The sequence below is a fragment of the Enterobacter cloacae complex sp. P1B genome (genome assembly GCF_014982345.1).
Lineage (GTDB): Bacteria > Pseudomonadota > Gammaproteobacteria > Enterobacterales > Enterobacteriaceae > Enterobacter > Enterobacter bugandensis.
Genome location: NZ_JADCLF010000013.1, coordinates 586,902 through 613,027, shown reverse-complemented (window position 1 = coordinate 613,027; position 26,126 = coordinate 586,902). Strand labels below are relative to the sequence as shown.

24 protein-coding genes are annotated in these 26,126 nt (G+C 55.8%); 11 read left to right on the top strand and 13 right to left on the bottom strand.

Going from position 1 to position 26,126, the window contains the following annotated elements; translation table 11 throughout:
* Positions 1 to 172 precede the first annotated feature (172 nt).
* Positions 173 to 1,564: an APC family permease gene (locus tag INF77_RS15715; RefSeq protein ID WP_063153918.1), complete on the top strand. Its 1,392-nt coding sequence runs from the start codon at positions 173 to 175 to the stop codon at positions 1,562 to 1,564.
* Positions 1,565 to 1,627: 63 nt separating this feature from the next.
* Here the strand turns inward: INF77_RS15715 and INF77_RS15710 are convergent, their stop codons facing one another.
* Entirely contained in the window at positions 1,628 to 2,881 is a 1,254-nt protein-coding gene (locus INF77_RS15710) for an MFS transporter (protein WP_045261454.1), read from the bottom strand.
* 121 nt (positions 2,882 to 3,002) lie between these two features.
* Here INF77_RS15710 and INF77_RS15705 point away from each other — a divergent pair, with 121 nt between their 5' ends.
* The 3 genes from INF77_RS15705 (at position 3,003) to bioD (ending at position 6,075) form a co-directional block, all read left to right on the top strand.
* Positions 3,003 to 3,899, top strand: coding sequence for a LysR family transcriptional regulator (locus INF77_RS15705; protein ID WP_028012978.1), 897 nt, complete (start codon positions 3,003 to 3,005; stop codon positions 3,897 to 3,899).
* 129 nt (positions 3,900 to 4,028) lie between these two features.
* Positions 4,029 to 5,249, top strand: coding sequence for a sugar metabolism global transcriptional regulator Mlc (mlc, locus tag INF77_RS15700; protein WP_041910244.1), 1,221 nt, complete (start codon positions 4,029 to 4,031; stop codon positions 5,247 to 5,249).
* A 130-nt stretch (positions 5,250 to 5,379) separates the two neighbouring features.
* On the top strand, positions 5,380 to 6,075 hold the full coding sequence (gene bioD, locus INF77_RS15695) for a dethiobiotin synthase (protein ID WP_028012980.1): 696 nt from the start codon (positions 5,380 to 5,382) through the stop codon (positions 6,073 to 6,075).
* On the opposite strand, the gene clcB is transcribed toward bioD, so the two are convergent.
* Positions 6,010 to 7,320, bottom strand: a complete 1,311-nt coding sequence (gene clcB, locus INF77_RS15690; RefSeq protein WP_193531801.1) for a voltage-gated ClC-type chloride channel ClcB — start codon at positions 7,318 to 7,320, stop codon at positions 6,010 to 6,012. The genes bioD and clcB overlap by 66 nt on opposite strands.
* 250 nt (positions 7,321 to 7,570) lie before the next feature.
* Between clcB and INF77_RS15685 the strand changes: the two genes are divergently transcribed.
* The 3 genes from INF77_RS15685 (at position 7,571) to INF77_RS15675 (ending at position 10,338) form a co-directional block, all read left to right on the top strand.
* Entirely contained in the window at positions 7,571 to 9,268 is a 1,698-nt protein-coding gene (locus INF77_RS15685) for an S-type pyocin domain-containing protein (protein WP_193531802.1), read from the top strand.
* Entirely contained in the window at positions 9,265 to 9,732 is a 468-nt protein-coding gene (locus INF77_RS15680; protein WP_126817988.1) for a DUF6392 family protein, read from the top strand. Before INF77_RS15685 ends, INF77_RS15680 begins: the two co-directional genes overlap by 4 nt.
* Before the next feature lie 441 nt (positions 9,733 to 10,173).
* Entirely contained in the window at positions 10,174 to 10,338 is a 165-nt protein-coding gene (locus INF77_RS15675; protein ID WP_154818591.1) for a hypothetical protein, read from the top strand.
* 171 nt (positions 10,339 to 10,509) lie between these two features.
* On the opposite strand, the gene osmV is transcribed toward INF77_RS15675, so the two are convergent.
* The 6 genes from osmV to INF77_RS15645 form a co-directional block, all read right to left on the bottom strand.
* Positions 10,510 to 11,658: an osmoprotectant ABC transporter ATP-binding protein OsmV gene (osmV, locus tag INF77_RS15670; RefSeq protein ID WP_193531803.1), complete on the bottom strand. Its 1,149-nt coding sequence runs from the start codon at positions 11,656 to 11,658 to the stop codon at positions 10,510 to 10,512.
* Positions 11,658 to 12,305: an osmoprotectant ABC transporter permease OsmW gene (gene osmW / locus INF77_RS15665; protein WP_028012983.1), complete on the bottom strand. Its 648-nt coding sequence runs from the start codon at positions 12,303 to 12,305 to the stop codon at positions 11,658 to 11,660. Before osmW ends, osmV begins: the two co-directional genes overlap by 1 nt.
* An 8-nt stretch (positions 12,306 to 12,313) precedes the next feature.
* A complete protein-coding gene (osmX, locus tag INF77_RS15660) occupies positions 12,314 to 13,213 on the bottom strand; it encodes an osmoprotectant ABC transporter substrate-binding protein OsmX (RefSeq protein ID WP_150143649.1) in 900 nt (299 codons plus the stop codon).
* An 18-nt stretch (positions 13,214 to 13,231) separates the two neighbouring features.
* Positions 13,232 to 13,942, bottom strand: coding sequence for an osmoprotectant ABC transporter permease OsmY (gene osmY / locus INF77_RS15655; RefSeq protein ID WP_193531804.1), 711 nt, complete (start codon positions 13,940 to 13,942; stop codon positions 13,232 to 13,234).
* Positions 13,943 to 14,219: 277 nt separating this feature from the next.
* Positions 14,220 to 14,957 (bottom strand): YoaK family protein, encoded by a 738-nt coding sequence (locus tag INF77_RS15650; RefSeq protein WP_136343205.1) that lies wholly within the window; start codon positions 14,955 to 14,957, stop codon positions 14,220 to 14,222.
* A gap of 155 nt (positions 14,958 to 15,112) precedes the next feature.
* Positions 15,113 to 15,736 carry a glutathione S-transferase family protein gene (locus tag INF77_RS15645; protein WP_193531805.1) on the bottom strand — a complete coding sequence of 208 codons (624 nt, stop codon included), beginning with the start codon at positions 15,734 to 15,736 and terminating at the stop codon, positions 15,113 to 15,115.
* Positions 15,737 to 15,987: 251 nt separating this feature from the next.
* Here INF77_RS15645 and catA point away from each other — a divergent pair, with 251 nt between their 5' ends.
* The gene (gene catA / locus INF77_RS15640; RefSeq protein WP_193531806.1) at positions 15,988 to 16,653 is read left to right on the top strand and encodes a type A chloramphenicol O-acetyltransferase; all 666 of its coding nucleotides are present in this window, start codon (positions 15,988 to 15,990) and stop codon (positions 16,651 to 16,653) included.
* Between the two features lie 64 nt (positions 16,654 to 16,717).
* On the opposite strand, the gene INF77_RS15635 is transcribed toward catA, so the two are convergent.
* Positions 16,718 to 17,008, bottom strand: coding sequence for a YebG family protein (locus tag INF77_RS15635; RefSeq protein ID WP_028012989.1), 291 nt, complete (start codon positions 17,006 to 17,008; stop codon positions 16,718 to 16,720).
* A gap of 69 nt (positions 17,009 to 17,077) precedes the next feature.
* The gene (locus INF77_RS15630; RefSeq protein ID WP_136343208.1) at positions 17,078 to 17,431 is read right to left on the bottom strand and encodes a helix-turn-helix domain-containing protein; all 354 of its coding nucleotides are present in this window, start codon (positions 17,429 to 17,431) and stop codon (positions 17,078 to 17,080) included.
* A 333-nt stretch (positions 17,432 to 17,764) separates the two neighbouring features.
* Here INF77_RS15630 and INF77_RS15625 point away from each other — a divergent pair, with 333 nt between their 5' ends.
* Both INF77_RS15625 and oqxB read left to right on the top strand, forming a co-directional pair.
* Complete coding sequence (locus tag INF77_RS15625) at positions 17,765 to 18,940, top strand: efflux RND transporter periplasmic adaptor subunit (RefSeq protein WP_193531807.1); 1,176 nt, start codon at positions 17,765 to 17,767, stop codon at positions 18,938 to 18,940.
* Between the two features lie 24 nt (positions 18,941 to 18,964).
* Entirely contained in the window at positions 18,965 to 22,117 is a 3,153-nt protein-coding gene (gene oqxB, locus INF77_RS15620; protein WP_193531808.1) for a multidrug efflux RND transporter permease subunit OqxB, read from the top strand.
* Between the two features lie 58 nt (positions 22,118 to 22,175).
* On the opposite strand, the gene INF77_RS15615 is transcribed toward oqxB, so the two are convergent.
* The 3 genes from INF77_RS15615 to INF77_RS15605 form a co-directional block, all read right to left on the bottom strand.
* Positions 22,176 to 22,655 (bottom strand): Rrf2 family transcriptional regulator, encoded by a 480-nt coding sequence (locus INF77_RS15615; RefSeq protein ID WP_028012993.1) that lies wholly within the window; start codon positions 22,653 to 22,655, stop codon positions 22,176 to 22,178.
* Positions 22,656 to 22,792: 137 nt separating this feature from the next.
* Positions 22,793 to 24,181: a HAMP domain-containing sensor histidine kinase gene (locus INF77_RS15610; RefSeq protein WP_193531809.1), complete on the bottom strand. Its 1,389-nt coding sequence runs from the start codon at positions 24,179 to 24,181 to the stop codon at positions 22,793 to 22,795.
* On the bottom strand, positions 24,181 to 24,858 hold the full coding sequence (locus tag INF77_RS15605) for a response regulator (protein ID WP_126346039.1): 678 nt from the start codon (positions 24,856 to 24,858) through the stop codon (positions 24,181 to 24,183). The genes INF77_RS15610 and INF77_RS15605 overlap by 1 nt, the downstream gene beginning before the upstream one ends.
* Before the next feature lie 203 nt (positions 24,859 to 25,061).
* Here INF77_RS15605 and INF77_RS15600 point away from each other — a divergent pair, with 203 nt between their 5' ends.
* Positions 25,062 to 25,898 (top strand): MipA/OmpV family protein, encoded by an 837-nt coding sequence (locus INF77_RS15600; protein ID WP_048956351.1) that lies wholly within the window; start codon positions 25,062 to 25,064, stop codon positions 25,896 to 25,898.
* The last annotated feature ends 228 nt before the right edge of the window (positions 25,899 to 26,126 follow it).

Genomic DNA, 26,126 nt, shown 5'->3' with positions numbered 1-26,126 from the left:
TTCAACTATCCGCAGGGCGAAGGGGGCCAGTCAGGCGCCTGCTGTGAGTGCGAGCGAGAGACGCTGCGCTGGTACGATCGCGTATGTTCTTTACAACTTCCCCCTTTGCTAAGCAGGTTTGCGTTACGGTCAGCGCGATTGCAAACCACGGTAAGCATGGGGGGGACGGTTTATGGCGACTAACACCTCTCTTGACTCGCCGCGTATGGCCGGAAGAACCCGGCTGCGCAGTTCCCTCAAACTCTGGCAGGTGGTCATGATGGGGCTGGCTTATCTCACCCCCATGACCGTGTTTGATACCTTCGGCATTGTGTCCGGTATCAGCAACGGCCACGTGCCCGCCTCGTATCTCCTGGCGCTGGCGGGCGTCATGTTTACCGCCATCAGCTACGGCAAACTGGTACGACAGTTCCCGGAAGCGGGCTCTGCTTATACCTACACGCAGAAATCGATCGGCCCCCACTTAGGCTTTATGGTCGGCTGGTCATCGCTGCTGGACTATCTCTTCCTGCCGATGATCAACGTGCTGCTGGCGAAGATCTACCTTTCCGCGTTGTTCCCTGAAGTCCCGCCCTGGGTCTGGGTGGTGGGTTTTGTAACGATCCTGACGCTGGCGAACCTGAAAAGCGTTAACCTGGTCGCCAACTTTAACACCCTGTTTGTGCTGGTGCAGGTCGCCATCATGGTGGTCTTTGTCATACTCGTGGTGCACGGCCTGCACAAGGGTGAGGGGGTCGGCACCGTCTGGTCGCTCCAGCCGTTTATCAGCGAGAACGCGCACCTGCTTCCTATCATTACCGGCGCGACTATCGTCTGCTTCTCTTTCCTCGGCTTTGACGCAGTCACCACGCTGTCGGAAGAGACGCCAAACGCGGCGCGGGTTATTCCCAAAGCCATTTTCCTGACCGCACTGTATGGCGGGCTGATATTTATTGTTGCCTCGTTTTTCATGCAGCTCTTTTTCCCGACGATCGCGCGCTTCAAGAACCCGGACGCCGCGCTGCCGGAAATTGCGCTGTACGTGGGCGGCAAGCTCTTCCAGTCGGTGTTTCTGTGCACCACGTTTGTGAATACGCTCGCTTCAGGCCTGGCCTCGCACGCCAGCGTCTCACGCTTATTGTACGTGATGGGGCGTGACAACGTCTTTCCTGAGCGGGTGTTTGGCTACGTGCATCCGAAGTGGCGCACTCCGGCCCTGAACGTGATTATGGTAGGGATAGTGGCGCTGTCGGCCCTGTACTTTGATCTGGTGACCGCGACGGCGCTGATCAACTTTGGCGCGCTGGTGGCGTTTACGTTTGTTAATCTCTCGGTGTACAACCATTTCTGGCGGCGTAAGGGGCTGAACAAAACGTGGAAAGATCGGCTCCACTATTTCCTGCTGCCACTCATTGGTGCCGCAACGGTCGGCGTGCTCTGGATCAACCTCGAAGCGACGTCCCTGACGCTTGGCCTCATCTGGGCGGCACTGGGTGTCCTTTACCTGACCTGGCTCACGCGCCGCTTCCGAAAACCGCCTCCACAGTTTGAAGCCGGTAAGATAGAGCAGGCCTGGGATTCCTGAACGTGAAACGGCACCAGTAAGCTGGTGCCGTTTATCTGGATCGGGCATCAGCCCGCAGGATGATTATCTCAGGCGTTTATGAAGGCTTGCGCCCACCAGCAGTGCGGCACAGAGCATCAGCGCGATAAACCCGCCCACGCCGTTCCAGCCGTAGTGATGCCAGAACACGCCGCCGAGCGTCCCGGCGATGCTTGAGCCCAGATAATAGCTAAACAGATACAGCGACGATGCCTGGCCTTTGGCGCGACGCGCGCGCGGGCCAATCCAGCTGCTGGCGACGGAGTGAGCGGCGAAGAACCCTGCGGAGAAGAGCAGCATCCCGGCAAAGATAAGCCACAGGGAGGAGAAGAGCGTCAGCAGCAGGCCGAGCAGCATCACCGCGGTAAACACCAGCATCACCGGCCCGCGGCCAAAGCGTGCCGTCATCGCCCCGGCTTTCGGCGAACTCCACGTACCGGTGAGATAGGCCACGGAAAGCAAACCCACAACGGCCTGATTCAGATGCCACGGCGAGAGCATCAGGCGGTAGCCAATATAGTTAAACAGCGTCACGAAGGAACCCATCAGCAGGAATCCCATCAGAAACAGTCGCGGTAAACCTTTGTCACGCCAGTGCAGGCGGAAGTTGATAAACAGCGTTTTCGGGCGCAGAGACGTCGGGCGAAAATGGCGCGATTCTGGCAGGATTTTCCAGAACATCAGGGCCGATGCCAGCGCAAAACAGCCGATCACCGCCAGCGCAATGCGCCAGCTAAAGAAGTCCGTGAATACCCCGCTCAGCAGACGCCCGCTCATGCCGCCAATCGAGTTCCCGCTGATGTACAGCCCCATCGAAAAGGCAACGAAGCTCGGGTGGATCTCCTCGCTGAGATAGGTCATCCCGACTGCCGCCACGCCGCTGAGCGATAGCCCGATCAGCGCGCGCATCATCAAAATGCCGTGCCAGCTGGTCATCATCGTCGAGAGTAACGTACAGACCGAGGCCAGCATCAGGGCGGTTACCATCACCTGTTTACGGCCAACGGCGTCGGAGAGCGGGCCGGTAAAAAGCAGGCCAATTGCCAGCATCCCGGTTGAAATGGAAAGCGAAACGCTGCTGCTGGCAGGAGATACGCCAAACTCGTGGGAGAGAACGGGCAGGATCGGCTGAACGCAGTAGAGCAGGGCAAACGTTGCCAGACCGGCGGAAAAGAGCGCCAGCGTGACGCGCATAAACTGGGGGGTACCACGTTTGATGAACTGAACCGGCTGCGATGCTACAGGCAAATCATTAATATCTCTGGCCGGCTCGATATCAATGGTAGATGTACGACTCACACAGTTTCCTTGCTTAAACATCCCCGTGATTTCTGGTGACGGGTATGACCACACGTTCAGGGTAGGAAAATGTAAATATTCTGTCTAATATATTAATAATCTCAAATGATACTTTAAAAATATGAATATCGAGCTGCGTCATCTTCGCTACTTTGTCGCCGTCGCCGAAGAGCTGCATTTTGGCCGCGCGGCGGCACGGTTGAACATTTCTCAGCCGCCCTTAAGCCAGCAGATTCAAATCCTCGAACAGCAGGTCGGGGCGCGTCTTCTGGCCCGCACCAACCGCAGCGTGAGCCTGACGGCAGCGGGTAAGCAGTTTCTGATCGACAGCCGACAAATTCTGAGCATGGTCGACGACGCCGCTGCCCGGGCGGAACGGCTCTATCTTGGGGAAGCCGGGGAGCTGCGGATCGGGTTTACCTCGTCCGCGCCGTTTATCAGCGCCGTCTCGCAGACGCTTTCGTCATTCCGCCGTCATTTTCCGGACGTGCATATTCAGACGCGCGAAATTAATACCCGCGAGCAGATTGCGCCGCTGAACGAAGGTGCGCTCGATCTGGGGCTGATGCGTAATACCCAGCTGCCGGACACGCTGGCGTGGGAGGTTATCCTGCGCGAACCGCTGATGGCCATGATCCCGAACGATCACCCGCTGGCGTCGCGTCCGGCGGTTTCGCTGGCGGAGCTGGCAAAAGAGCCGTTTGTCTTTTTTGACCCGCAGGTCGGGACGGGCCTGTATGACGATATTCTGGGGCTAATGCGCCGCTACGATCTTGCGCCGGTCATTACCCAGGAAGTGGGAGAGGCGATGACCATTATCGGCCTGGTCGCCGCCGGGCTGGGCGTGTCGATACTCCCGGCCTCCTTTAAGCGGGTACAGCTGCGTGAGATGCGCTGGGTTGCTATCGCCGAGGAGGATGCCGTTTCGGAGATGTGGCTGGTGTGGTCAAAACATCGCGAACAGAGTCATGCTGCCCAGCGCTTCAAACAGCGGTTAATCCAGGCTTCCGCGGTCTGATATTTCCCTGGAAAACGGGTAAAAATGTGCGGTAAATCACATGGCTAAGTAAATATTTGACGACACCCATGGAAGTGCTTCACCATAGCCAACAGTTTATTTCGAAGCTCGAAAATAAGGGAGTACGAGGTGGTTGCTGATAGTCAGCCAGGGCATATTGATCAGATTAAGCAGACCAACGCTGGCGCGGTGTATCGCCTGATTGATCAGCTTGGTCCGGTTTCGCGTATCGATCTGTCGCGCCTGGCACAGCTGGCACCTGCCAGTATCACCAAAATTGTCCGCGAAATGCTGGAAGCGCACCTGGTCCAGGAGACGGAAATCCAGGAGCCGGGCAGCCGTGGTCGTCCGGCGGTCGGCCTGGTGGTCGAGACGGAAGCCTGGCACTACCTCTCGCTGCGCATCAGTCGCGGAGAGATCTTCCTTGCGCTGCGCGATCTCAGCAGCAAGCTGGTGGTGGAAGACCGGCTTGAGCTGCCGCTCAACGCCGAGGAACCGCTTCTCGATGCGATTGTCTCCCATATCGATCGCTTCTTTATTCGCCATCAGCAGCGGCTTGAACGCTTAACGGCGATTGCCATCACCATGCCCGGCATTATTGATACCGAAAATGGTATTGTTCACCGCATGCCGTTTTACGACGATGTTAAAGAGATGCCGCTGGGCGAAGTGCTGGAAAACCATACCGGCGTGCCGGTCTATATTCAGCACGACATCAGCGCCTGGACGATGGCGGAAGCGCTGTTTGGCGCGTCGCGCGGTGCGCGGGATGTCATTCAGGTGGTCATCGACCATAACGTCGGGGCGGGGGTGATCACCGACGGACGGCTTCTCCACGCCGGGAGCAGCAGCCTGGTGGAAATTGGTCATACCCAGGTCGACCCGTACGGTAAACGCTGCTACTGCGGGAACCATGGCTGTCTGGAGACGATCGCCAGCGTGGAAAGCGTGCTCGAACTGGCGCAGGTGAGGCTCAGTCAGTCCATGAGCTCCTCGCTTCACGGCCAACCCTTAACGGTGGATTCCCTCTGCGCCGCCGCGCGTCAGGGGGATCTGCTGGCGAAGGACATTATTACCGGGGTGGGTAATAACGTAGGCCGCATTCTGGCGATTATGGTGAACCTCTTCAATCCGCAAAAAATCCTGATCGGCTCACCGCTCAGCCAGGCGGCGGAGATCCTTTTTCCGGCGATTACGGCCTGTATTCAGCAGCAGTCGCTTCCCGCCTACAGCAGAAATATTGCGGTAGAAAGTACCCAGTTTTCCAACCAGGGCACAATGGCCGGCGCGGCGCTGGTCAAAGATGCCATGTACAACGGCTCGCTGCTTATCCGCCTGTTACAGGGTTAACTCTTTTCCGCAGATGTAAGAAAAATTGCGCTATCTCAAGCCGGGTAGCGCACGCATCCCGTAGACTTCCTCCACTGAATTATTTACCTGGTTGATATTTTCGAAGCATACCCAAGAGGTGGAGTGAGTCATGCTTAAGCGTTTCTTTGTTACTGGTACAGATACCTCTGTCGGCAAGACCGTTGTATCCCGCGCATTGCTGCAGGCTCTGACAGCAAGCGGTAAACGCGTCGCTGGGTACAAACCGGTCGCAAAAGGGAGTAAAGAGACGCCAGAGGGATTGCGAAATAAAGACGCCCTGGTGCTGCAAAGCGTCTCGTCGCTGGAACTGCCTTACCACGCGGTCAATCCTATTGCGTTAAGCGAAGATGAAAGCAGCGTGGCGCACAGCGGCCCGATCAATTATTCCCTGTTATCCGACGGGCTGGCGAACCTGAGTGAGCAGGTCGATCACGTAGTCGTCGAAGGAACGGGCGGCTGGCGCAGCCTGATGAATGATTTACGCCCGCTGTCTGAATGGGTCGTGCAGGAGCAACTGCCGGTAGTGATGGTAGTGGGGATCCAGGAAGGGTGTATCAACCACGCGCTGCTGACGGCGCAGGCGATTGCCAATGACGGCCTGCCGCTGGCTGGCTGGGTGGCAAACCGTATTAATCCAGGCCTCGCGCACTACGCGGAGATCATCGACGTACTGAGCACCAAACTGCCTGGCCCGCTGGTGGGCGAGCTGCCTTATCTGCCTCGCGCCGAGCAGCGCGAGCTAGCGCAGTACATCGATCTCTCTGCCCTCGGTGGCGTGTTGACCGTAGATCGAGTCGTGGCGTAACGTCCGCGACAGTACGGACGCTATCACGCAGGCGACCAGTAAACCGGGCAGTAAAAAATACTGCCCGGTCATTTCACAGACCATCAGCGCCGACATAATCGGCGCATGCGTGGTCGCAGCGAGCAGCGTTGCCATCCCGGCCAGCCCCAGCAACATGGCCGTCTCAGAACCCGGCAGCCACAGCGCGAAAAGCTGCGCGAACAGCATCCCCGTAGCCATACCGACAAACAGGGTAGGCGTAAATACCCCGCCCGGCGCACCCGAACCGCTGCTTGCCAGCACCGCCAGCAATTTACAGATGAACACGCCGGCAATCACCGACAGCAGCGGCGGGGCGAGCAGAAAAGCCTGAACCACGCTGTAGCCGTTCCCCCAAACCTTCGGCGTCAAAAGAGAAAGCAGCCCGACAATCAAGCCGCCGAGCGCCAGCTGCCACGGCGGCGAAAGCCTGAGACGCAGGAAAAGCCCGTGGCTGAACGCCATTAGCCACATCAGCAGCGGTCCGCAGAGACCTGCCAGCAGCCCCATCGCGACCAGCAGGGCATAATCTGCCGCGGTGAGAATGCCGCTCAGATGGACCTCGTAGAGCGTACCGGCACTCGGTGCCAGGAGTTGCGTCGTAAGAAGCGCCACCACCGCCGCAATCACCACGGGGCCGAGCGAGGCCAGCATCAGCGTGCCAAACAGAATCTCTGCAATGAACAGGCTTCCCGCTAACGGAGCATGGTAGGCGCTGGCCATCCCGGCGGCGGCGCCACAGGCGATCCAAAGCTTCCATTCCGATTTGGGCGTAAAGCGCCGGGCAAAAAAGGAGGCGGCGAGGGCGGCAAGCAGGATCATGGCCCCTTCGCGGCCGATGGCGCTTCCGCTGGCAACGACCAGCAGCGAAGCAAGAGATTTAACGAGGCTCGCGCCGTAATCAAACTGACCGTCGCCGGTCTCCAGCGCTTCCATATAATCGGTCGGCGCGTGGGGACGCTGGGCGTTCAGGCGCTGCCATCCCCAGAGCAACAGCCCGGCAGCCAGCCCGCCCAACGCGGGTGTCAGCGCGCGCCTCCAGGGGGAGAGCGACGCGGCGGCATTCACCAGGCTGCCGCTGTCATTGCTCAGAAGCAGCCACTCCAGCAGGTACATGCTGTGGCGGAACACCGCAACGGCCAGCGCGGCCAGCACGCCGGTGACGGTGGCAATCAGGAGTCGGCGAAACATTGCGCGGATGTCGGGGTACGTATGAAGACGTTGCATGGGTCGCGAGTAAACGGGGACGATGTCCTATTGTGGTTGGAACTCAACCAGTATGCAAATGAGCTTTTATAGGGTGTTCTATATATATTATTTATTTTTCTTTGTCATTTATTTGATTATTAAATATTAACCAAAAGTGCTGAATAAATCTGGTGAACTCGTCTTCATAGTAAAATTGCTTTTTTATTTACAGGAAGGAAAAGGAAATTCTTTATGAGTAACGAACTCACTAATTACCGGAGCGTAATGCATGGGTTACCGTACCGATAATTATGGTCGGGGGCAGGCGCTTGAGAATGATAAAACGACTACCGGTGCCAGGTGTATTGCGTCTATAACGGACAGCACCGAATTTGGCCGCAGAATACTCCGGGTAGGCGATAAAACCACACCCTGTCCCAAATGCGGGAAACAGGGCGTCATTGTATCAGGTGAAGAACGCGTGACATTTCACGGGGTGCCCGCAGCCGTTCACGGTTCAAAAGTACACTGTGATTGCCCGCCGGGTTCGAACCGGGTGATTGCTCCGGCAGGTCAGTGGCTGGGACGGGGACGGGACCCGGTTGAGGTTGCCAGGGAAGAACACGCTGCCAGGCTGGTTGCAGAAAAGCAAGCCGAAGAAAAACGCAGGGCGGAGGAAAGGGAGCATAACCGGGTATTCGCAAAATCCTGCCTGCGCGGTGAGGGGTGTAATGATGCCGGTGACCAGCGCGAGCCTCACACCAATTTTGCTGATATGGCTTTTTTTCAGGCCATGCCCGCCAGCGACCCGGCAACCGATTCAGACGCCCCGCAGCACGCTCAGACCGCAAAAAAGAAAAAGCCAGAGGATATCCCCAAACCGAAGAAGCGCAGCGCCCTTTATCGCTGGTGGAACGGTAACCATGAGGAGATGGATTATCAGGCCGCCGTTGCTGCCGCAGCTGCTGCTTCACGCGCGCAGACAGCCACGGCAGGCGCAAGCCTGCTGGAGCTGATAAGCGGCAGGGCGCTGACCTACGGCACCTGGGCGGTGCGTGGTGCCGCCGGGCTGGGGGAGACAGCCGCCGCCGGAGCGGGTGCATCCGTGGCCGGGCTGCTGGTGGGAATGATGCCCGGCAGGCTGAACGACGGCGAACAGGATTTTATCGACCGTATGCGCCTGGAGCAGATGCGTGAAGCCCCGAGCCGGGTGCGCTATACGTGGGAGAACGACAGCAGCGGGAACGCGGTCCCGCGTGGCTGGCACACGCCACCCGGCCGGGACAGTGTTCGCGTCAGAAAAATGGAGTATGACAGCAGCGCGCAGGCGTACACCTTCACCACGGAGGAAGAACCGCGCGTCACCATCGTCTGGACGCCTGATCGGACAGGTGAAGAAAAACCGTGGAATACCGGCAACCAGACGCGGCCAGTGTTGCCGAACCCGGTGATAGTGGACCCGCTGCCGGATAACACCGGCATAACGGCGACCACCAGCCCGGCACCGGAGGAAAAACGTTTCGCGGATTACATTCTGATCCTGCCGTTCCCCGACCTGCCGCCGATTTATATTTACCTGAGCAAACCGCCGGTGGAGTTTCTGGAGGTTGAGTTATACAGTGACTTCAAACGCCGTTCTCGACAGGGGATTTACGAGGCTGATCACATGCCGTCGAGGGCTGCCGTTGATGCATATCTAAAAGCTAATTATCCGTTGCTAGATGATGACGAGATATTTGCACTGACTGATAAAGTTGCAGCCATCGTGATCCCGAAAGATATTCATCAAAAAATAAGCGAGACATATGGTGGACGTAATACGCCTACACAAATTGATCTTGACTCAAGGAACCTCAGGGCAGCAGTGGATCGCAATCTGGATGCCATAAAACCGGCATTGAAAGAGCATGGAGCGACCGAAATCCAGATCGAAGCAGCAAGGGTGAAAATACATACAATTAACAGTGAAGCGGGGCTTTACAAATGACGATAGACGTTGAAGCGCTGATATATAGTCTTGGTAAGTCTTATCAATATATGCTTGATAAGGACTTAATTCCGTATAAGTCTCCTCCAAAGGGATCTTCTGGAACACCGACCCTCAACCTCGAAATGGCTCAGGAAGGGATTTTTCTTTCTTTTTGGCGAGAGGGGCGGATTTTGAAATCTGTCACACTCAGAATTCAGCACGAACCTGCTTCCAGTTGGACATTTCCTAATGAACTACCAGCACCCTTGCAGGCGTCTATGTCTCGTAAATGGGTTAATGAAACTCTTGGTGAGCCGCTAAGAAGTGCGCCGCCTTACACTGTGATGAATAAGGATTATGGTTGGACAGACCTTTATGAGGTAAAGGATCACGATATTCCTACTAGCATGCAGATTAACTATGACGTAGAGGATCGCGTGAGGTCTGTAACCTTCATGCCAACCTCAGAGCTTCGCTGGTAATTCGCAACACAAGCCCCGGGAGGGGCTTTTTTGTGCTCGCGTGCAATTAAACCACAATTAAAAAAGCATGGTGCGACGGAAAGTCAGAATGAAGCTGCAAAGGGTAAAATTCACGAATTAAATCGTAATGTGGGGTTATACAAATGACCGTAATTGTAGAAGCACTGAGCCGTAATTTGGGCAGGAGCTAAAAAAATTAGTGGACAATGAAATAATCACTTATAAAACTGACACTAAAGAGGCAGTAAGTTGTGGAATGGTAACGATGAGGAGGTGGATTATCAGGCTGCCGCAGCTGCGGCTAAAAGGCGAGTAGATGAAGCCTGCCGACCAATCCAGAAAGGTTGAAAAAAGAAGATTGTCTAAGCTATTGATATTTATAGTAAAGAAACAGAAATCTTGCTTTTCGAGATAGAAATTCCATCTGAAAAAGCACATGTAATGGCAGATATTTTGGGATTAAATGCGAGAGACCGAGAAGAATTTATGTGTGGAATTGGAGTGTACAACTTGACAAAAAACCAGGCTCACGAGTTTGAATTATTGGTAGGTAAAACGTTTTATTCAGATGATGTGACCTTGCAAATTTCTGGTGGAGAAATATGAGGGCCGGGTTCTTCAACCCACCAGCGAATTGTTGCTGGTGGGTTGAAATTGCCGGGAAGAAATTACGTTGTCTCTTCAGCGTGATGACGTAAAGGGATGAGGCTTCACGAATGAACTCCCTACACAGCTCCTACCGAACCTGTCTCGCGCATGGATTCAAAAATATAATTCTCAGCTCTCGCTATGAATATTCAGCGCCCGGCGCGTACGTCCTGAGCTCAAGTATTCGGCAATATAATCCTGCGAAATCTCGCCATTGTAGCGCCCGTCCTCATCCACGATCGGCATCCAGCTGGTGTTGCTCTCATACAGGCGTGACAGCACCACGCGCAGGTTGTCTTCGGCTTTGCCGGTCATGCGGAACGGATGCAGGATGTCGGCGCAGGTCCCGCTGGCGTTACGCGCTTCGCGACGCTTCACAAAGCCCAGCGGCTTGCCGTGCTCGTCAACCACGGTAATCGCGCGAATATCGTTATCATCCATGGTTGCAAAGGCTTCCGGGAGCGGAGTCGAACCCCGTACCGTAATGGTCGGCTGCTGGTCGGTGACGTCGCCGGCCGAGACCAGCAGCAGGCGCTTCAGCGTGCGGTCCTGACCGACAAACGAGCCGACAAACTCGTTCGCCGGTTTCGCCAGCAGCTCGTCCGGGCTGGCGCACTGGACGATTTTTCCCTGACGGAATACCGCAATGCGGTCGCCGAGCTTCAGGGCTTCGTCGATATCGTGGCTCACCAGCATGACGGTTTTTTTCAGCTTGCGCTGCATCTCGAGGAACTGGTTCTGGATCACCTCACGGTTGATCGGGTCCACCGCGCCGAAGGGTTCATCCATCAGCAGTACCGGAGGATCCGCCGCCAGGGCGCGAATAACGCCAATACGCTGCTGCTGGCCGCCGGACATCTCGCGCGGATAACGGTGGAGGAACTTGTGCGGATCCATTGCCACCATATCCATCAGCTCTTCGGCGCGGGCTTTGCAGGGCGCTTTATCCCAGCCCAGCATGCGCGGCACGACGGTGATGTTCTCTTCAATGGTCATGTTCGGAAACAGGCCAATCTGCTGGATCACATAGCCGATGTTGCGGCGCAGGGTCACGGTGTCCATCCCGTTGGTGTCTTCGCCGTTGATCAGGATCGTCCCGCTGCTGGGTGTTATGAGACGGTTAATCATCTTCAGGGTGGTGGTCTTTCCGCAGCCAGACGGGCCGAGCAGGACGCACATTTCCCCTTCTGGCACGTTCAGGTTGACGTTATCGACGGCCTTAAAGGTCTGGCCGTGCTTCTGTGAAAATTGTTTGGTGAGGTTTTCCAGTTTTATCATTATCGAATCCCCTTTGGAGTCAGAACCACCTGCAGACGGTGCAGCAGCCAGTCGAGCACAATCGCTAAAAGACAGATCATCAGCGCGCCCGCAATCAACATACGAATATCGCTTCCGCCGATGCCGTTAAGCAGCAGCAGGCCAAGTCCGCCCGCGCCAATCACGGCGGCAATCGCCATCACGCCGATGTTCATCACCACGGCGGTGCGGATCCCGCCGAAAATCACCGGCAGCGCCATCGGAATTTCCACCCAGCGCAGACGCTGCCAGAACGTCATGCCGATGCCGCGTCCGGCTTCGCGCAGGCCCGGCGGCAGGCTGTCGAGCGCCGTGTGGGTGTTACGCACGATCGGCAGCAGCGAGTAGAGAAACACCGCCGTGATTGCGGGCAGGGCGCCAATCCCCTGACCGATCAGCGAAAACAGCGGGATCATCAGGCCAAACAGGGCAATGGACGGGATGGTCAACACGATGGTGGCAATCCCCAGCACCGGCGTCGCCAGCCACTTGTGGCGCACAATCAAAATGCCCAGCGGGACGCCGATGATAATTGCTAAGCCCACGGCCAGCGCCACCAGCCACAGATGCTGCAGCGTCAGGGTTAACAGATAGTCCCAGTTGTCCAGAATGTAGTGAACGGTATCCATAGCGCCTCCTACAGCAGCTGTTTGCTACGCAGGAAATCGCGGGCGACCTGCTGCGGTGACTGATGGTCAATATCCACCTTCTTGTTCAGCTCGGTGATAACGTCGTTGTTGAGCTGGGCCGAGAGGGTATTAAGCGCCTCTTCCAGACCGGGATTGGCCTCCAGGGTGTCCTTGCGCACCACCGGGGTGACCGCGTAGCTCGGGAAGAAGCCTTTATCATCTTCCAGCACTTTGAGATCAAAGCCCTTCACGCGCCCGTCGGTGGTATAAACCAGCCCGGCGTCGACGAAGCCGTCGCGCACAGCGTTATAGACCAGACCCGGGTCCATCTGGCGGATTTGCGGACGGTCCAGATCCATCTTATAGGCCTCCTGCAGTGGCTTCATGCCGTCGCTGCGCCCGGCAAATTCAAGGTCTAAGCCCAGCAGCCAGTTTTTGTCCGGGTTGGTTTTGCGAACCTGTTCAATTTTCGCCACCATCTCCGACATGGTGTTGATATGCTCCGCCTCGGCGCGCTTGCGCTGCATGGCGAAAGCGTAGGTGTTGTTCATGTCGGCGGGTTTGAGCCACACCAGACCGTGCTTCGCATCCAGGCGCTTCACCGTCTCCCAGGACTCCTGCGGCGACATGCGCTTGTTGATGTGGTTGAAGATGATCAGCGACGTGCCGGTGTACTCCCAGGTCATATCAATCTGCTTGTTGATCATCGCGTTGCGGGAGATCACCGTGGCGATATTGGTTTTTGGCTGAACCTGAAAACCTTTCTTTTGCAGGTACTGTACGGTCATCGCCGAGAGAATGTGCTGTTCGGTAAAGCTCTTGGTCGCCAGAATCAGCGGGGCTGCCATCGCCTGGCCGGTGAACAGCGCCGCGGCACACAGCGCCGTCAGGCTGGAAAACAGTCTCATAAAAGCTCCTTGTTATTGTTATCGAGCGAGATGGGGACTCATCACGCGACCCAGCGCCGCCAGCAGGGTGTCGAGGATCAGGGCGAACAGGGCGGTGGCCGCCGCGCCGAGGATCAGGGTCGGGAAATCGTTCAGGTAAATGCCCGGGAAAATCAGCTCGCCGTAGCTGCTGGCGCCAATCAGGAACGCCAGCGGCGCGGTACCGACGTTAATGGCGGTGGCGATGCGGATCCCCGAGAGCATAACCGGCCAGGCGTTGGGCAGCTCAACCTGGCGCAGGCGCTGCCATTTGGTCATCCCAATCCCGTTTGCCGCTTCCAGCAGCGACGACGGGACCGAGCTCAGCCCGGCGTAGGTATTGCGCACAATCGGCAGCAGCGAGGCGAGGAACAGGGCGATGATGGCGGGCGTATCGCCGATACCAATCACCACCATCGCCAGCGCCAGCACGGCCAGCGGCGGCAGGGTGTTGCCGACATTAAAGATTTGCATCACGTATTCGGCGACGCCCCGCGCGGCCGGACGGCTCAGCAGAATACCGGCCGGAATGCCCACCAGCAGGGCAAAAAACATCGACGAGAAAACCAGAATCATGTGCTGTTGCCCGAGGTAGACCAGGTCAACCTGACGCGCCTTGATTGTCTCAAGCCCGATTCCCCAGACGAGGAGGGCGAGGACCACGAGAATGGCGCCGACAAATAGCAGCGAGCGTTTGAGTAATGGGTGCATTGCGGTGTGTCTCCCTGTGCGCATGCGTTATAGCAACCACCGGTTGCCTGTTGTTATGCCATGTTTCGGCAGGGGTAATTGACCTATAGCAAGCGTTTGGGAAGGGTTCCAGCGAAGGGGGGAAATCAGTAACCCTATGAAATTAGTGACAACCTTAATTAAAGCCTTATGGCGTAAGGGCTGGTTGCGTGCCGGGCAGAATAGTCCTAAAGCGAATTTTCAATAGTGACAGTGTCACATATTAAAGGGCACCCTTACGCCGAGAGTCGTTCGTTATTTAGATAGAGGCACGAACCCGGCGAACGCGAACCGAGATGCTAATGATAGAAAAAATGGCAACAATCGCGAGCAGCAGCCCAAGCGCCAGCATGGCGTTAAACCCAATCCATCTGAACAACAGCAGCCCAGCAATCCCTCCGCTCATAAACGAGAAAATGGTGGTTAAGTGAGTTTTCAGCTGACTTTTTTGTGCCGCGGTATCCTTCGAGTAATCCCTGCGAAGCATCGCCACCAGCACGGAGGCCAGTGATATGCCTGCATCCGTTAGCGTGCCGGTAATGTGCGTCGATCTCACCCGCCCTCCGGAGAGCTGCGTGGAGGTTGAATTATGAATGCCCATCAGGCCGCACAGAAAAATAATAATCTCGCGGTTGCTCGTGAGGGCGTGGAAATACATCTCGTAGAGAGAGATGCCGGTCAATAGTACCCCCTCGACAAAAAGGATTTGGCAAAAAACCAGCCTGATATTGTGGATAATGCCCCAGAGTACAATAAGACGAGCAAGGATGGCGCCGGTGACAAAAGAGAGAATAATCGAGCCAAAGAAAATCATATCGCTCAGATTGGTGGAGGAGACTTCGCTGGATAATTGTGAGGTATTGCCGGTCATGTGAGAGGGGAAAAAGCCAAATGCCCCAAGGGCGATGGCGTTAAGCAAACCTGCCGAGGTCGCCAGCCAGAGGGCAAGCCGACGATCCTCCTTATGCGTTCGTTCTTTCTTGAGTCTAATCAGCAAGAATACCTCCGGGTTGAGCTTTGCCTGAATAGTCAGGCTAGCAAAGCGGTGCAACGGGCTGTCCAGGATATGGCTTAATTATTATTCCCTCTGACGCTAATCAGGGTTTAGTAATTAAATAAAATATCCTTACTCAAGGTGTGGGCGTAAATAATTTATATCATGCCGTTATTACCGTGACGCAAAAACGCCGGGCGCTGGTTGAGGCGCTCATACCAGGCCTCAATCGCCGGCACGTGGGGCTTGTCAAACGGCGTCATCTTCCAGCGATTCACCGACAGCCCAAGCACCACGTCCGCAAGGGTAAACGTCTCGCCCGCCGCAAAGGCCCCGGTGCGCTGCAGCTGGTTTTCCAGAATGGTGATGCAGTGGTTCCACTCTTTTATTCCCGCCGCAATGCGCGCAGGGTCGTTAAAGTCCGGGTTTTTTCGTCCCAGCGCCGGGAAGACATAGCGCCAGGCGTTATTGAATTCAGTTGCCTGCCAGTCCATCCAGCGCTCAACGTTGGCGCAGGCCTGCGGCTCTGCAGGCAGCAGATCGTGACGTCCGGCCTTGCGCGCCAGATAGCGGCAGATGGCGTTGGACTCCCACAGCACGAAATCGTCATCCATCAGCACCGGCACCATGGCATTGGGGTTCAGCGCGCGGAAGTCATCCGTTTCTGTTGAGGCAAAACCGCTGCCGTAGTCTTCCTGCAGGTAAGGGATGCCCGCTTCTTCACAGGTCCAGAGCACTTTACGAACGTTGATGGAGGTGGTTTTACCGAGGATATTAATCATGACGCTGCTTCTCTTCAGGGGGATTAAACATTTAAAAACAATACACCCTTTGCGCGAAGAGGGAGGGATAATATTGAGTGAGGAGTGCTCTGTACGGGCAGGTCAGCGCGTTTTAAGCGGAAACGTTACGTCTTCAGGGTGCGTAATGGCGGTTATTCCGCGCCGTTTTCTCCAGAGGCGCCTGCTTGCTTAATGCCTGGAAAAAATTTAGGCTAACATCAGAGATATGCTTGCTCATTAAAGGCTTAGAAATGGAAAAAATAACCCCTGAATATACGTCCGTTGACTTATCTCGTTGGGCAAGGAAGGAACATTTTGAGATTTTTCAGGGGTTCGCTCAGTCGACGTTTAACCAGACGGTTTTAATCGATATTACTGCGCTGTTAAAACATATCAAAGCGGTCGGCTGGAAATTTTACCCAGCTATTATTTTTCTCATTTCGAAAATCGTCAACAGTCATCCGGAGTTCCGTATGGCCATGAAAGACAATGAGCTTATTATATGGAATGAAGTTCATCCAAATTATACCATTTTCCATAATGAAACAGAGACCTTTTCATCATTATGGAGCCATTATGATGGCAATATTCAGCACTTCCAGAAGACCTACGCTGAAGACATTGCGCGCTACGGTAATAATTTTTCTTATTGGCCTAAAGAAGATTCCCGGGAAAATATTTTTTTCATATCGGGTATTCCCTGGGTGAGTTTTACCAGCTTTAACGTCAACGTTGCGCACATGAAGAACTTTTTTGCCCCTATGTTTACGCTTGGAAAATACTATGAACAAGATGGCAAAGTATTATTGCCCCTTGCCGTTCAGGTTCATCATTCCGTGTGCGATGGTTTCCATGTGGCAAGACTGTACAATGAACTACAAGAGATGATTGATGCCTTGCCGCAATCCGGCGCGTGACGTTAATAAAAAAGCCGCAAGCAGCATGCTGCTTGCGGCGTCAGGCTCGGTGATGATGTGGCAATCAGGCAGCTTTTACCGCTCTGATTTTTTTACTGTCAGCCGCAGGGGCATCGAGAGCAGGGAGCTTGCTGGTGCGCAGAATATGCTGCACGGTCTCTTTCTGCTCGGCGAGATACAGACCAAGATTTTCAGCCTGCGTTTCATCCATCTGCATTCCGCTTTGCAACAGCCAGTCGGTGAACGCGTCTGCCATATCGAGCAGCTTGTCGTGAGCGTCAGCCTCTTTCTTACTGGCAAATGTCATTTTCTCTTCACCTTTTCTTACGACAACATATTTTATTTCAACAGCCATCACGCACCTCTCATACTGTATTTATATACAGTATAACAGCTTCGGGATGATGTTGCAGTAAAAAGTGAGCTACTGGTGCATCAGCTGCGTTTCACGGCCGCCGATACTGCGTCGCCATGCGCCAGGTGCCTGACCGAATTGGCGCTTAAAGCTGCGGTTGAACGACTGCTGAGAGTCAAACCCGAGCGCGATTGCCACGTTCAGGATGGGCTCATCGCTGTGGGCTAAGCGCTCAACCGATTTTTGCAGCTTTTGCGCGCGAATATAGCCGGCGAGGGGATAGCCCGTGTGCTCTTTAAACAGGCGCTGGAGGTGCCATTTCGAGTAGCCGGAGCGCCTGGAGACGGTCTCAATGTCCAGGCGACTGTCGAGGTTGTTATCAATCCAGTCGAGTAAATCATGCATAAATGCGCCAGTGTTCATCAGGTTTCCCCCACGCAGCGATAGAAAGGTATCTTTGTCTGTTGCATTTTAAGGTGGCCTGGTTTCACGATAATTGCAAGTTTTATTGTTGCATTAAAATCCTTGCCCGAAACGGGCCTTTTAACGCCGCCTCAAATAGCACATAAAGTGCAACAATTATTCTTGCACTTAGTTAGGCGCATTCCTACAATCGCCGCGATAGTGTATTCGAAACTGTTACAGTTTTGTGGCGATGAACGACACAAATGGCCTTAAGCCAGCCCGGACAAAGGAAGTGGCGCGGCACCTCCCGCTGCGTCTTGCCCGGCGGCTACAATTACCGGAATAAAAATAATGAGCCTGCAAAAAACCTGGGGAAACTATCATCTGAATGCGCTGGGAGCGATGCTGCTCTCCGTGCTGCTCGTCGGATGTGATGACAGCGTCGCGCAAAACGCCGCGCCGCCCGCGCCCGCCGTTAATGCTGCAGACGTGGTTGTGAAATCCATTAGCCAGTGGGATAGCTTTAACGGCCGGATTGAAGCCGTGGAAAGCGTGCAGCTTCGTCCCCGTGTCTCTGGCTACATCGACAAAGTGAATTTCACCGACGGCCAGGAGGTGAAAAAGGGTGAGGTGCTGTTCACGATTGATGACCGAACCTATCGCGCCGCGCTGGAGCAGGCGCAGGCGACGCTGGAGAGAGCCAAAACGCAGGCCGGCCTGGCGCGAAGCGAGGCTAACCGTACCGATAAACTCATTAATACCAACCTGGTATCCCGTGAAGAGTGGGAGCAGCGCCGTTCGGCCGCCATTCAGGCGCAGGCCGATATTCGCGCAGCCCAGGCTGCGGTAGACGCCGCGCAGCTGAATCTCGACTTCACCAAAGTGACGGCTCCTATTGATGGTCGCGCCAGCCGGGCGTTAATCACCAGCGGCAATCTGGTCTCCGCGGGCGACAGCGCCAGCGTGCTCACCACCCTGGTCTCGCAGAAGACGGTTTACGTCTACTTTGACGTGGATGAGTCAACCTATCTTCACTATCAAAATCTCGCCCGCAACGGGCAGGGGGCGTCCAGCCACCATACGGCGCTACCGGTTGAGATCGGCCTTGCCGGCGAGGAGGGCTACCCCCATCAGGGTAAAGTGGATTTCCTTGATAATCAGCTCACGCCGAGTACCGGTACGATCCGCATGCGCGCGCTGCTGGATAACGCGCAGCGTCAGTTCACGCCGGGACTCTTTGCCCGCGTGCGCCTGCCGGGCAGCGCGGAATTCCAGGCCATGCTTATTGACGACAAGGCGGTACTGACTGACCAGGATCGCAAGTATGTCTATATCGTAGATAAAGAGGGTAAAGCGCAGCGTCGCGATATTACGCCGGGGCGTCTGGCCGACGGTTTACGCATCGTGCAGCAGGGGCTGAAACCTGGCGATAAGGTCATCGTTGACGGTCTACAGAAAGTGTTCATGCCGGGTATGCCGGTGAACGCGAAAACCGTCGCCATGACCGCCAGCACCGCCCTCAACTGATCACTTGACCTGAGAATCCTTCCCATGGACTTTTCCCGCTTTTTCATCGACAGGCCGATTTTCGCTGCCGTACTGTCGATTCTGATTTTTATCACAGGATTAATCGCCATCCCGCTTCTGCCGGTGAGTGAATATCCTGACGTCGTACCGCCAAGCGTACAGGTGCGCGCGGAGTATCCGGGCGCCAACCCGAAAGTGATTGCCGAGACCGTGGCGACGCCGCTGGAAGAGGCGATCAATGGCGTCGAGAACATGATGTACATGAAATCCGTTGCCGGCTCGGACGGCGTGCTGGTTACTACCGTCACGTTCCGTCCGGGTACCGATCCGGATCAGGCGCAGGTGCAGGTGCAAAACCGCGTAGCGCAGGCCGAGGCGCGTCTGCCGGAAGACGTGCGGCGCCTGGGCATCACGACGCAGAAGCAGTCGCCAACGCTGACGCTGGTGGTGCATCTGTTCTCGCCCAACGGCAAGTACGATTCACTGTATATGCGCAACTACGCCACGCTGAAGGTGAAGGACGAGCTGGCGCGTCTGCCCGGCGTCGGCCAGATTCAGATTTTCGGCTCCGGTGAATACGCGATGCGCATCTGGCTGGATCCGAACAAGGTCGCGGCCCGCGGGCTGACCGCCTCGGACGTGGTCACGGCAATGCAGGAGCAGAACGTGCAGGTCTCCGCGGGCCAGCTTGGCGCCGAGCCGCTGCCGAAAGAGAGCGATTTCCTGATCTCCATTAACGCCCAGGGTCGTCTGCATACCGAAGAAGAGTTTGGCAACATTGTCCTGAAAACGTCGGAGGACGGTTCGGTCGTCCGCCTGCGCGACGTGGCGCGTATTGAGATGGGTTCCGGCAGCTATGCGCTGCGTTCTCAGCTTAACAATAAAGACGCGGTCGGGATTGGTATCTTCCAGTCACCGGGGGCGAACGCCATCGATTTGTCTAACGCGGTGCGCGCCAAAATGGACGAGCTGTCTACCCGTTTCCCGGAAGATATGAAGTGGGCGGCACCTTACGATCCGACGGTTTTTGTGCGCGACTCCATCCGTGCGGTGGTGCAAACCCTGCTGGAAGCGGTGGTGCTGGTTGTACTGGTGGTGATCCTGTTCCTGCAAACCTGGCGCGCGTCGATCATTCCGCTGATCGCGGTGCCGGTGTCGGTGGTGGGGACGTTCAGCATTCTCTATTTGCTGGGCTTTTCGCTTAACACCCTGAGTTTATTCGGGCTGGTGCTGGCGATTGGTATCGTGGTGGACGATGCCATCGTGGTGGTGGAAAACGTCGAGCGAAACATTGAAGAGGGGCTTGCGCCGCTTGCGGCGGCGCATCAGGCGATGCGTGAAGTTTCCGGGCCCATTATCGCGATTGCACTGGTGCTGTGCGCGGTGTTCGTGCCGATGGCGTTCCTCTCAGGCGTAACCGGTCAGTTCTACAAGCAGTTTGCGGTGACGATAGCGATTTCCACGGTGATCTCCGCCATCAACTCGCTAACGCTCTCTCCGGCGCTGGCCGCGCTGCTGTTAAAACCGCACGGCGCGCCGAAAGACTTCCCGACCCGGCTTATCGATCGCCTGTTTGGCTGGATTTTCCGTCCGTTTAACCGCTTTTTCCATCGTAGCTCTAACAGCTATCAGGGGCTGGTGGGCAAAACGCTTGGCCGACGCGGCGCGGTGTTTGTGGTGTATCTGCTGCTGCTGTGTGCCGCGGGCGTCATGTTTAAAGCGGTACCCGGCGGGTTTATTCCGACACAGGATAAGCTCTACCTGATTGGCGGCGTGAAGATGCCGGAAGGCTCGTCGCTGGCGCGCACCGACGCGGTGATCCGCAAAATGAGCGAAATCGGCATGAATACCGAAGGCGTGGACTACGCGGTAGCTTTCCCGGGGCTGAACGCGCTGCAGTTTACCAACACGCCGAATACCGGGACGGTGTTTTTTGGCCTGAAGCCGTTTGACCAGCGCAAGCACTCTGCGGCGGAAATTAACGCGGAGATCAACGCGAAAATCGCGCAAATCCAGCAGGGCTTTGGTTTCTCCATTCTGCCGCCGCCGATTCTGGGGCTGGGTCAGGGGTCAGGCTACTCGCTGTATATTCAGGATCGCGCGGGTCTGGGCTATGGCGCGCTGCAAAACGCGGTGAACACCATGTCTGGTGCGATTATGCAGACGCCGGGAATGCACTTCCCGATCTCAACCTATCAGGCTAACGTTCCGCAGCTGGACGTGCAGGTTGACCGCGATAAGGCGAAAGCGCAGGGCGTGTCGCTGACCGATCTGTTCGGTACGCTGCAAACCTATCTGGGCTCGTCGTACGTGAACGACTTCAACCAGTTCGGGCGCACCTGGCGCGTGATGGCGCAGGCAGACGGGCAGTTCCGCGACAGCGTGGAAGATATTGCGAATTTACGCACCCGGAATAGCCAGGGCGAAATGGTGCCAATTGGCAGTATGGTGAAAATCACGACTACCTACGGACCGGATCCGGTGATCCGCTACAATGGCTACCCGGCGGCGGATCTGATTGGCGATGCCGACCCGCGTGTACTCTCGTCCGCGCAGGCGATGACGCAGCTGGACGCGATGTCTAAGCAGATCCTGCCAAACGGAATGAACATTGAATGGACGGATCTGAGCTTCCAGCAGGCCACGCAGGGCAATACGGCGCTGATCGTCTTCCCGGTCGCGGTACTGCTGGCGTTCCTGGTGCTGGCGGCGCTGTATGAAAGCTGGACGCTGCCGCTGGCGGTGATCCTCATCGTTCCGATGACCATGCTTTCCGCGCTGTTTGGCGTCTGGCTGACCGGGGGCGATAACAACGTCTTCGTGCAGGTGGGGCTGGTGGTGTTGATGGGGCTGGCCTGTAAAAACGCGATTCTTATCGTGGAGTTTGCCCGCGAGCTGGAAATTCAGGGGAAAGGCATCATGGAAGCAGCGCTGGAAGCGTGCCGCCTGCGTTTACGTCCGATTGTGATGACCTCCATCGCCTTTATCGCCGGGACCATTCCGCTGATCCTCGGCCACGGCGCGGGCGCAGAAGTACGCGGCGTCACCGGGATTACGGTCTTCTCCGGGATGCTGGGCGTGACGCTGTTTGGTCTGTTCCTGACGCCGGTCTTTTACGTGACGCTGCGTAAGTTCGTGACGCGCGGCAAAGTGGAAAGAGAGGTTCTGCCTGCGTAGGGATATCGCAGATAACAAAAAACCGCACTCACTATGAGGGCGGTTTTTTTTGCGTAAATTACTGGGCTTTTTTGTACTGGGCAATCAGTTCAGGTAAAGGATCGCACCCGCTGGTATCGGCTTTCTTGACCTCGTCCAGCGCGCTTGCCACGGTGTGGCGCGCTAATACCGCGAGCGAGGCCTGCTCTGCTTCTTCGGAAATAGATTTGAAGTACCAGCAGGCGTTCGCGCTGACCACGCAGCGGGCCGGCACGTCCGGGCGCGACGCCCAGAGTTTTTTATCTTCGGTGACTGAAAGGTAGATATCGCGCAGGGTAATCTCTTCCGGCGGACGTCCAAGATGAATTGAGCCGTTGCGGCCAAGCGTTGAGACGATAATGCCGTCACGCGTGAGTGGAACCATCAATTTGCGGATAAAGCTCGGGTTGGCTTCCAGGCCGTAGGCCAGAATCGCACTCGTCGAACGTTCACCTAGTTGCTCCGCCATCGCTACGCTGAGAACCATCTGCAAAGCTGTCGGGAAGCGGTAATCTAACATTTCTCTTTCCTGGGTTGCGGTGAATCTTGTTCTTTTTGGCACCGCAGAGGTGAATAAGCAATAAACAACAATATAACAAATACGGTAATTTTTTTGAAGCAATCTGCGGCATTTGCGATCAAACACCCTGTTCCGGTTTAGCTATACGTGCGGTTCGGGAAGTCAACCGTCACCAGGAGGCCACCTTCTGCGGAAGTACTCAGGTTTACGCTGCTGCCGTGCTGCTGTGCAACGGCTTTGACAATGGCAAGCCCTAGTCCGCTCCCGCTTTGGAGCTGATTGGGATCGCGGAAAAACCGGTCGAATACGCGCTCGCGCAATTCAACCGGGATACCCGGCCCCCGATCGGAGACGCGTAGCTGGGCTGATGTATCTGCTGAGCATACCTCCACCTGAATCCGCCCGCCCTCAGGACTGTACTTCACGGCGTTTTCAATGAGATTGTCTATAAGCGACATCAAACGCTCCCTGACGCCAGCGATCCAAATCTCATCCACAGCGAAGAATTCCAGCTCAATCTTGCGCCCGGACGCTAGCGGCTCCAGCGCAGCCATCCGCTCTTGTATGAGCGAGGTTAGCGGCACGGGCTCCATCGCGGTGTCAATGCGCGCTTCACTGTGCATCATCAGCAGCAGCTGGTTGACAAGACGGGCCGCCCGGCTATTGCTGCGCACAATCCCTGCAAGCAGCTGCCGCTGGCTCTCGCTGCTCACCCAGGACTGCAGCGCCTCCACGTTGATGCGCATCGCGGCCAGCGGCGTACGCAGCTCGTGCGCGGCGTCCGCAATGAAAACCCGTTCGCGTTCAGCGCTTTCCCGCACTCTGGCAAGAAAGTCATTGATCGCGTCCACCATCTGGCGGAGTTCCTTATGCCCGGGAACAGCCTTTAAAGGGGAGAGATCGTCAGGCGAACGTAATGAGATCTCATTAACCACCTTGCTCCAGGGGCGCATCGCAATGCGGATTGACAGCCACGCAGGAAACAGAAGAAAAGGAATGCATACCAGCAGCGGCATAATGTAGTAGCCCCGCGAGTTCAGGTAGATAAAGAAGTTCCAGCTTCCGGCAGGGGTGAAAAGGGTAACCTCCACGTTGGAGTGGGGGGATTTAAGCGTGCGGCTCGTCCAGGCGTGACCTTCACTCTGAACGCGCTGCATTTCGCCCAGTCTGGTGTTTTTTACCCCCGTAGGTGCACCATCAGAAGAGAAAATAACCTCGTTGTTTTTGCGAACGATCAGGTTAATCGACAGCTCCGGATCTTCACCGCCGCCATAGCCTTCCCGCAACGCTTTGCTGAATGCTTCCAGGACATCATTACGATCCTGCGGGCGCTCGTCACTGAGATCAACCAGAGTAAAAATGGTTTCGTAAGTCTTACTTCCCGTGAGTATCGGAGGGCTACGCAGGTCTTCCAATAAAATAAAGGTTAAAAAAAGACACCACAGCAGGGTAAGCAGCAGCATCTGGGCGATGATAATTCGCCGTACCAGCGTTGGGCGCCTCAGTTGGTGCCAGACATTTCGCATTAATCTGTCACCTTCTGGATAGCGACGGTATCAATGACATACCCGACGCCCCGCACCGTTCGTACATAGCCGTCACCAATTTTTCGCCGCAAATTCCCCATATGCACGTCGAGCGCATTGCTGAGATTTTCCTTCGCGCCAAATATCCTCTCTTCCAGGAACCGCCGCGTGGTCACCCGGTCAGCGCGCAGCATCAACGTTTCAAGCAGCGCATATTCACTGGCCGTCAACTCAACGTGACGCGCGTTCACCGTTACGCGACGCGTCGGGATATGAAGCGATAAGCTCCTGATTTCTATCGCTTCATTTTCAAAACCGTAGCTGCGTCGCGCAAGGGCTCTGACTCGCGCCAGCAGTTCGGCGAGAACGAAGGGTTTGACAAGATAGTCGTCTGCGCCAGCATCCAGCCCGCACAGGCGATCCTGCAGGGTGCCTCGCGCCGTCAGGATAATGACGGGGATCCCCTTAAGCTGCTGGCGCAAACGCGTCATCAGGCTCATGCCGTCGCCGTCGGGCAGCCCCAGATCGAGCAGAATAAGTTCCGGCACGCCGACCTCAAGCTGATGCAGCGCATCCTCTTTACGGCGAACCCATATGACATCAAATCCTTGATCTGAAAGGGCGATACGTACGCCATTGCCGAGATCCAGGTCGTCTTCGATTAGTAAGATTTTCACATTGGTAACTGTATCAACAGTGAATGAAGAACAACTTAAGAAAAAAACGGTAGCAGGAAATCCGTTCGGTTGACAGCGCCCGCACGCGCTTCAGCCTTTCTTCATTTTCGGCTCATAAGAACCTCAGGGTGAGTATTCAGAATGAGTGCTCTGGCGTGTAAACCGCTTGCATTGCAATCATTTGAATCCAAAGGACTTCTTCAATGAGTAACATCGAACTGCGTCATTCTTTCCCCTATTTACTTCCGAGCCGCAGACTGAAAAACATCGTGCCGGGCGTTATTCTGGCGTTACTGGCTACCCCGGTACTGGCGGCAGAGCAGAAACAGGGCAATGTCTTAACCCTGGGGGGAGGCGTGGACGTCGCGCCACGCTACTCGGGTTCGGATAAAAGCCGGGTCTCGGCAGCTCAGGTAGTAGATTATTCCATGGCAAATGGTTTCTTTATCAGCACCACGCGGGGTATCGGTTACGGAAACAACATTGGCAACCTGGATTACAACGCCGCAGTGAGCTACCGAACAGGCCGTAAAGATAAAGACGTGAGCAGTGATTCGATCAGCTCCGGCAGCGACTACCTGCGGGGGATGGGCGATATCAAAGGTTCCGCTATCGTGGTGCCGGGTCTGGGGTATAAGGTGACCGACTGGCTCAATCTGCAGTTGCAGGCTGAGATCCCGGTTTCTGAGAGAGACAACGGTGAGGCGGTGCATTTCGGCATTTCCAGCCCGCTCTACACATCGTCGAAAAATGCGGTGACGCTGGGGCTGACGGGCAGCTGGGGTTCCGGCAAGTACATGCAAACGTACTATGGGGTTAATGCTGCCCAGTCCGCCGCATCGGGATTTGCCCGACATGACGCCGGAGCGGGAATTTACGCCTGGTCGATGAACCTTGACTGGACCTACAGGCTCACCTCACGCTGGAGCGTTCTCACCTCCGCGGGCGTAACGCAGCTGACGGGGGATGCGGGTGATAGCCCGATCGTGCAACGTAAAACGTCGCCAACGGGAAGCCTGAAGGTGACGTACAGTTTCTGATTGCAGGTTGCTTATAGATATGAGCGCGCAATAGCGACGAATTTGAACCGCCCCGGAAAGATGATGGGGCGGTAGTTTTTAAATGATGTTTAACAGCAGTCAGAATAATGAGTTGACTGACGTTTTATTAAGAACTGAGAGGCATCGACCTGACTCCGGAGCATTTGGAAACCAGAACCTCACTGAGAAGTGTGCCAATATTACGTGGCTATCATCCCTGTCCGGAGA

What these genes read in the sequence shown, in the direction of transcription:
- INF77_RS15715 (WP_063153918.1), top strand. Translation starts at nt 173, where the DNA reads ATGGCGACTAACACCTCTCTTGACTCGCCGCGTATGGCCGGAAGAACC.
- INF77_RS15705 (WP_028012978.1), top strand. Translation starts at nt 3,003, where the DNA reads ATGAATATCGAGCTGCGTCATCTTCGCTACTTTGTCGCCGTCGCCGAA.
- bioD (WP_028012980.1), top strand. Translation starts at nt 5,380, where the DNA reads ATGCTTAAGCGTTTCTTTGTTACTGGTACAGATACCTCTGTCGGCAAG.
- clcB (WP_193531801.1), bottom strand. Translation starts at nt 7,320, where the DNA reads ATGCAACGTCTTCATACGTACCCCGACATCCGCGCAATGTTTCGCCGA.
- INF77_RS15685 (WP_193531802.1), top strand. Translation starts at nt 7,571, where the DNA reads ATGGGTTACCGTACCGATAATTATGGTCGGGGGCAGGCGCTTGAGAAT.
- INF77_RS15680 (WP_126817988.1), top strand. Translation starts at nt 9,265, where the DNA reads ATGACGATAGACGTTGAAGCGCTGATATATAGTCTTGGTAAGTCTTAT.
- INF77_RS15675 (WP_154818591.1), top strand. Translation starts at nt 10,174, where the DNA reads ATGGCAGATATTTTGGGATTAAATGCGAGAGACCGAGAAGAATTTATG.
- osmV (WP_193531803.1), bottom strand. Translation starts at nt 11,658, where the DNA reads ATGATAAAACTGGAAAACCTCACCAAACAATTTTCACAGAAGCACGGC.
- osmW (WP_028012983.1), bottom strand. Translation starts at nt 12,305, where the DNA reads ATGGATACCGTTCACTACATTCTGGACAACTGGGACTATCTGTTAACC.
- osmX (WP_150143649.1), bottom strand. Translation starts at nt 13,213, where the DNA reads ATGAGACTGTTTTCCAGCCTGACGGCGCTGTGTGCCGCGGCGCTGTTC.
- osmY (WP_193531804.1), bottom strand. Translation starts at nt 13,942, where the DNA reads ATGCACCCATTACTCAAACGCTCGCTGCTATTTGTCGGCGCCATTCTC.
- INF77_RS15645 (WP_193531805.1), bottom strand. Translation starts at nt 15,736, where the DNA reads ATGATTAATATCCTCGGTAAAACCACCTCCATCAACGTTCGTAAAGTG.
- catA (WP_193531806.1), top strand. Translation starts at nt 15,988, where the DNA reads ATGGAAAAAATAACCCCTGAATATACGTCCGTTGACTTATCTCGTTGG.
- INF77_RS15635 (WP_028012989.1), bottom strand. Translation starts at nt 17,008, where the DNA reads ATGGCTGTTGAAATAAAATATGTTGTCGTAAGAAAAGGTGAAGAGAAA.
- INF77_RS15630 (WP_136343208.1), bottom strand. Translation starts at nt 17,431, where the DNA reads ATGAACACTGGCGCATTTATGCATGATTTACTCGACTGGATTGATAAC.
- INF77_RS15625 (WP_193531807.1), top strand. Translation starts at nt 17,765, where the DNA reads ATGAGCCTGCAAAAAACCTGGGGAAACTATCATCTGAATGCGCTGGGA.
- oqxB (WP_193531808.1), top strand. Translation starts at nt 18,965, where the DNA reads ATGGACTTTTCCCGCTTTTTCATCGACAGGCCGATTTTCGCTGCCGTA.
- INF77_RS15615 (WP_028012993.1), bottom strand. Translation starts at nt 22,655, where the DNA reads ATGTTAGATTACCGCTTCCCGACAGCTTTGCAGATGGTTCTCAGCGTA.
- INF77_RS15610 (WP_193531809.1), bottom strand. Translation starts at nt 24,181, where the DNA reads ATGCGAAATGTCTGGCACCAACTGAGGCGCCCAACGCTGGTACGGCGA.
- INF77_RS15600 (WP_048956351.1), top strand. Translation starts at nt 25,062, where the DNA reads ATGAGTAACATCGAACTGCGTCATTCTTTCCCCTATTTACTTCCGAGC.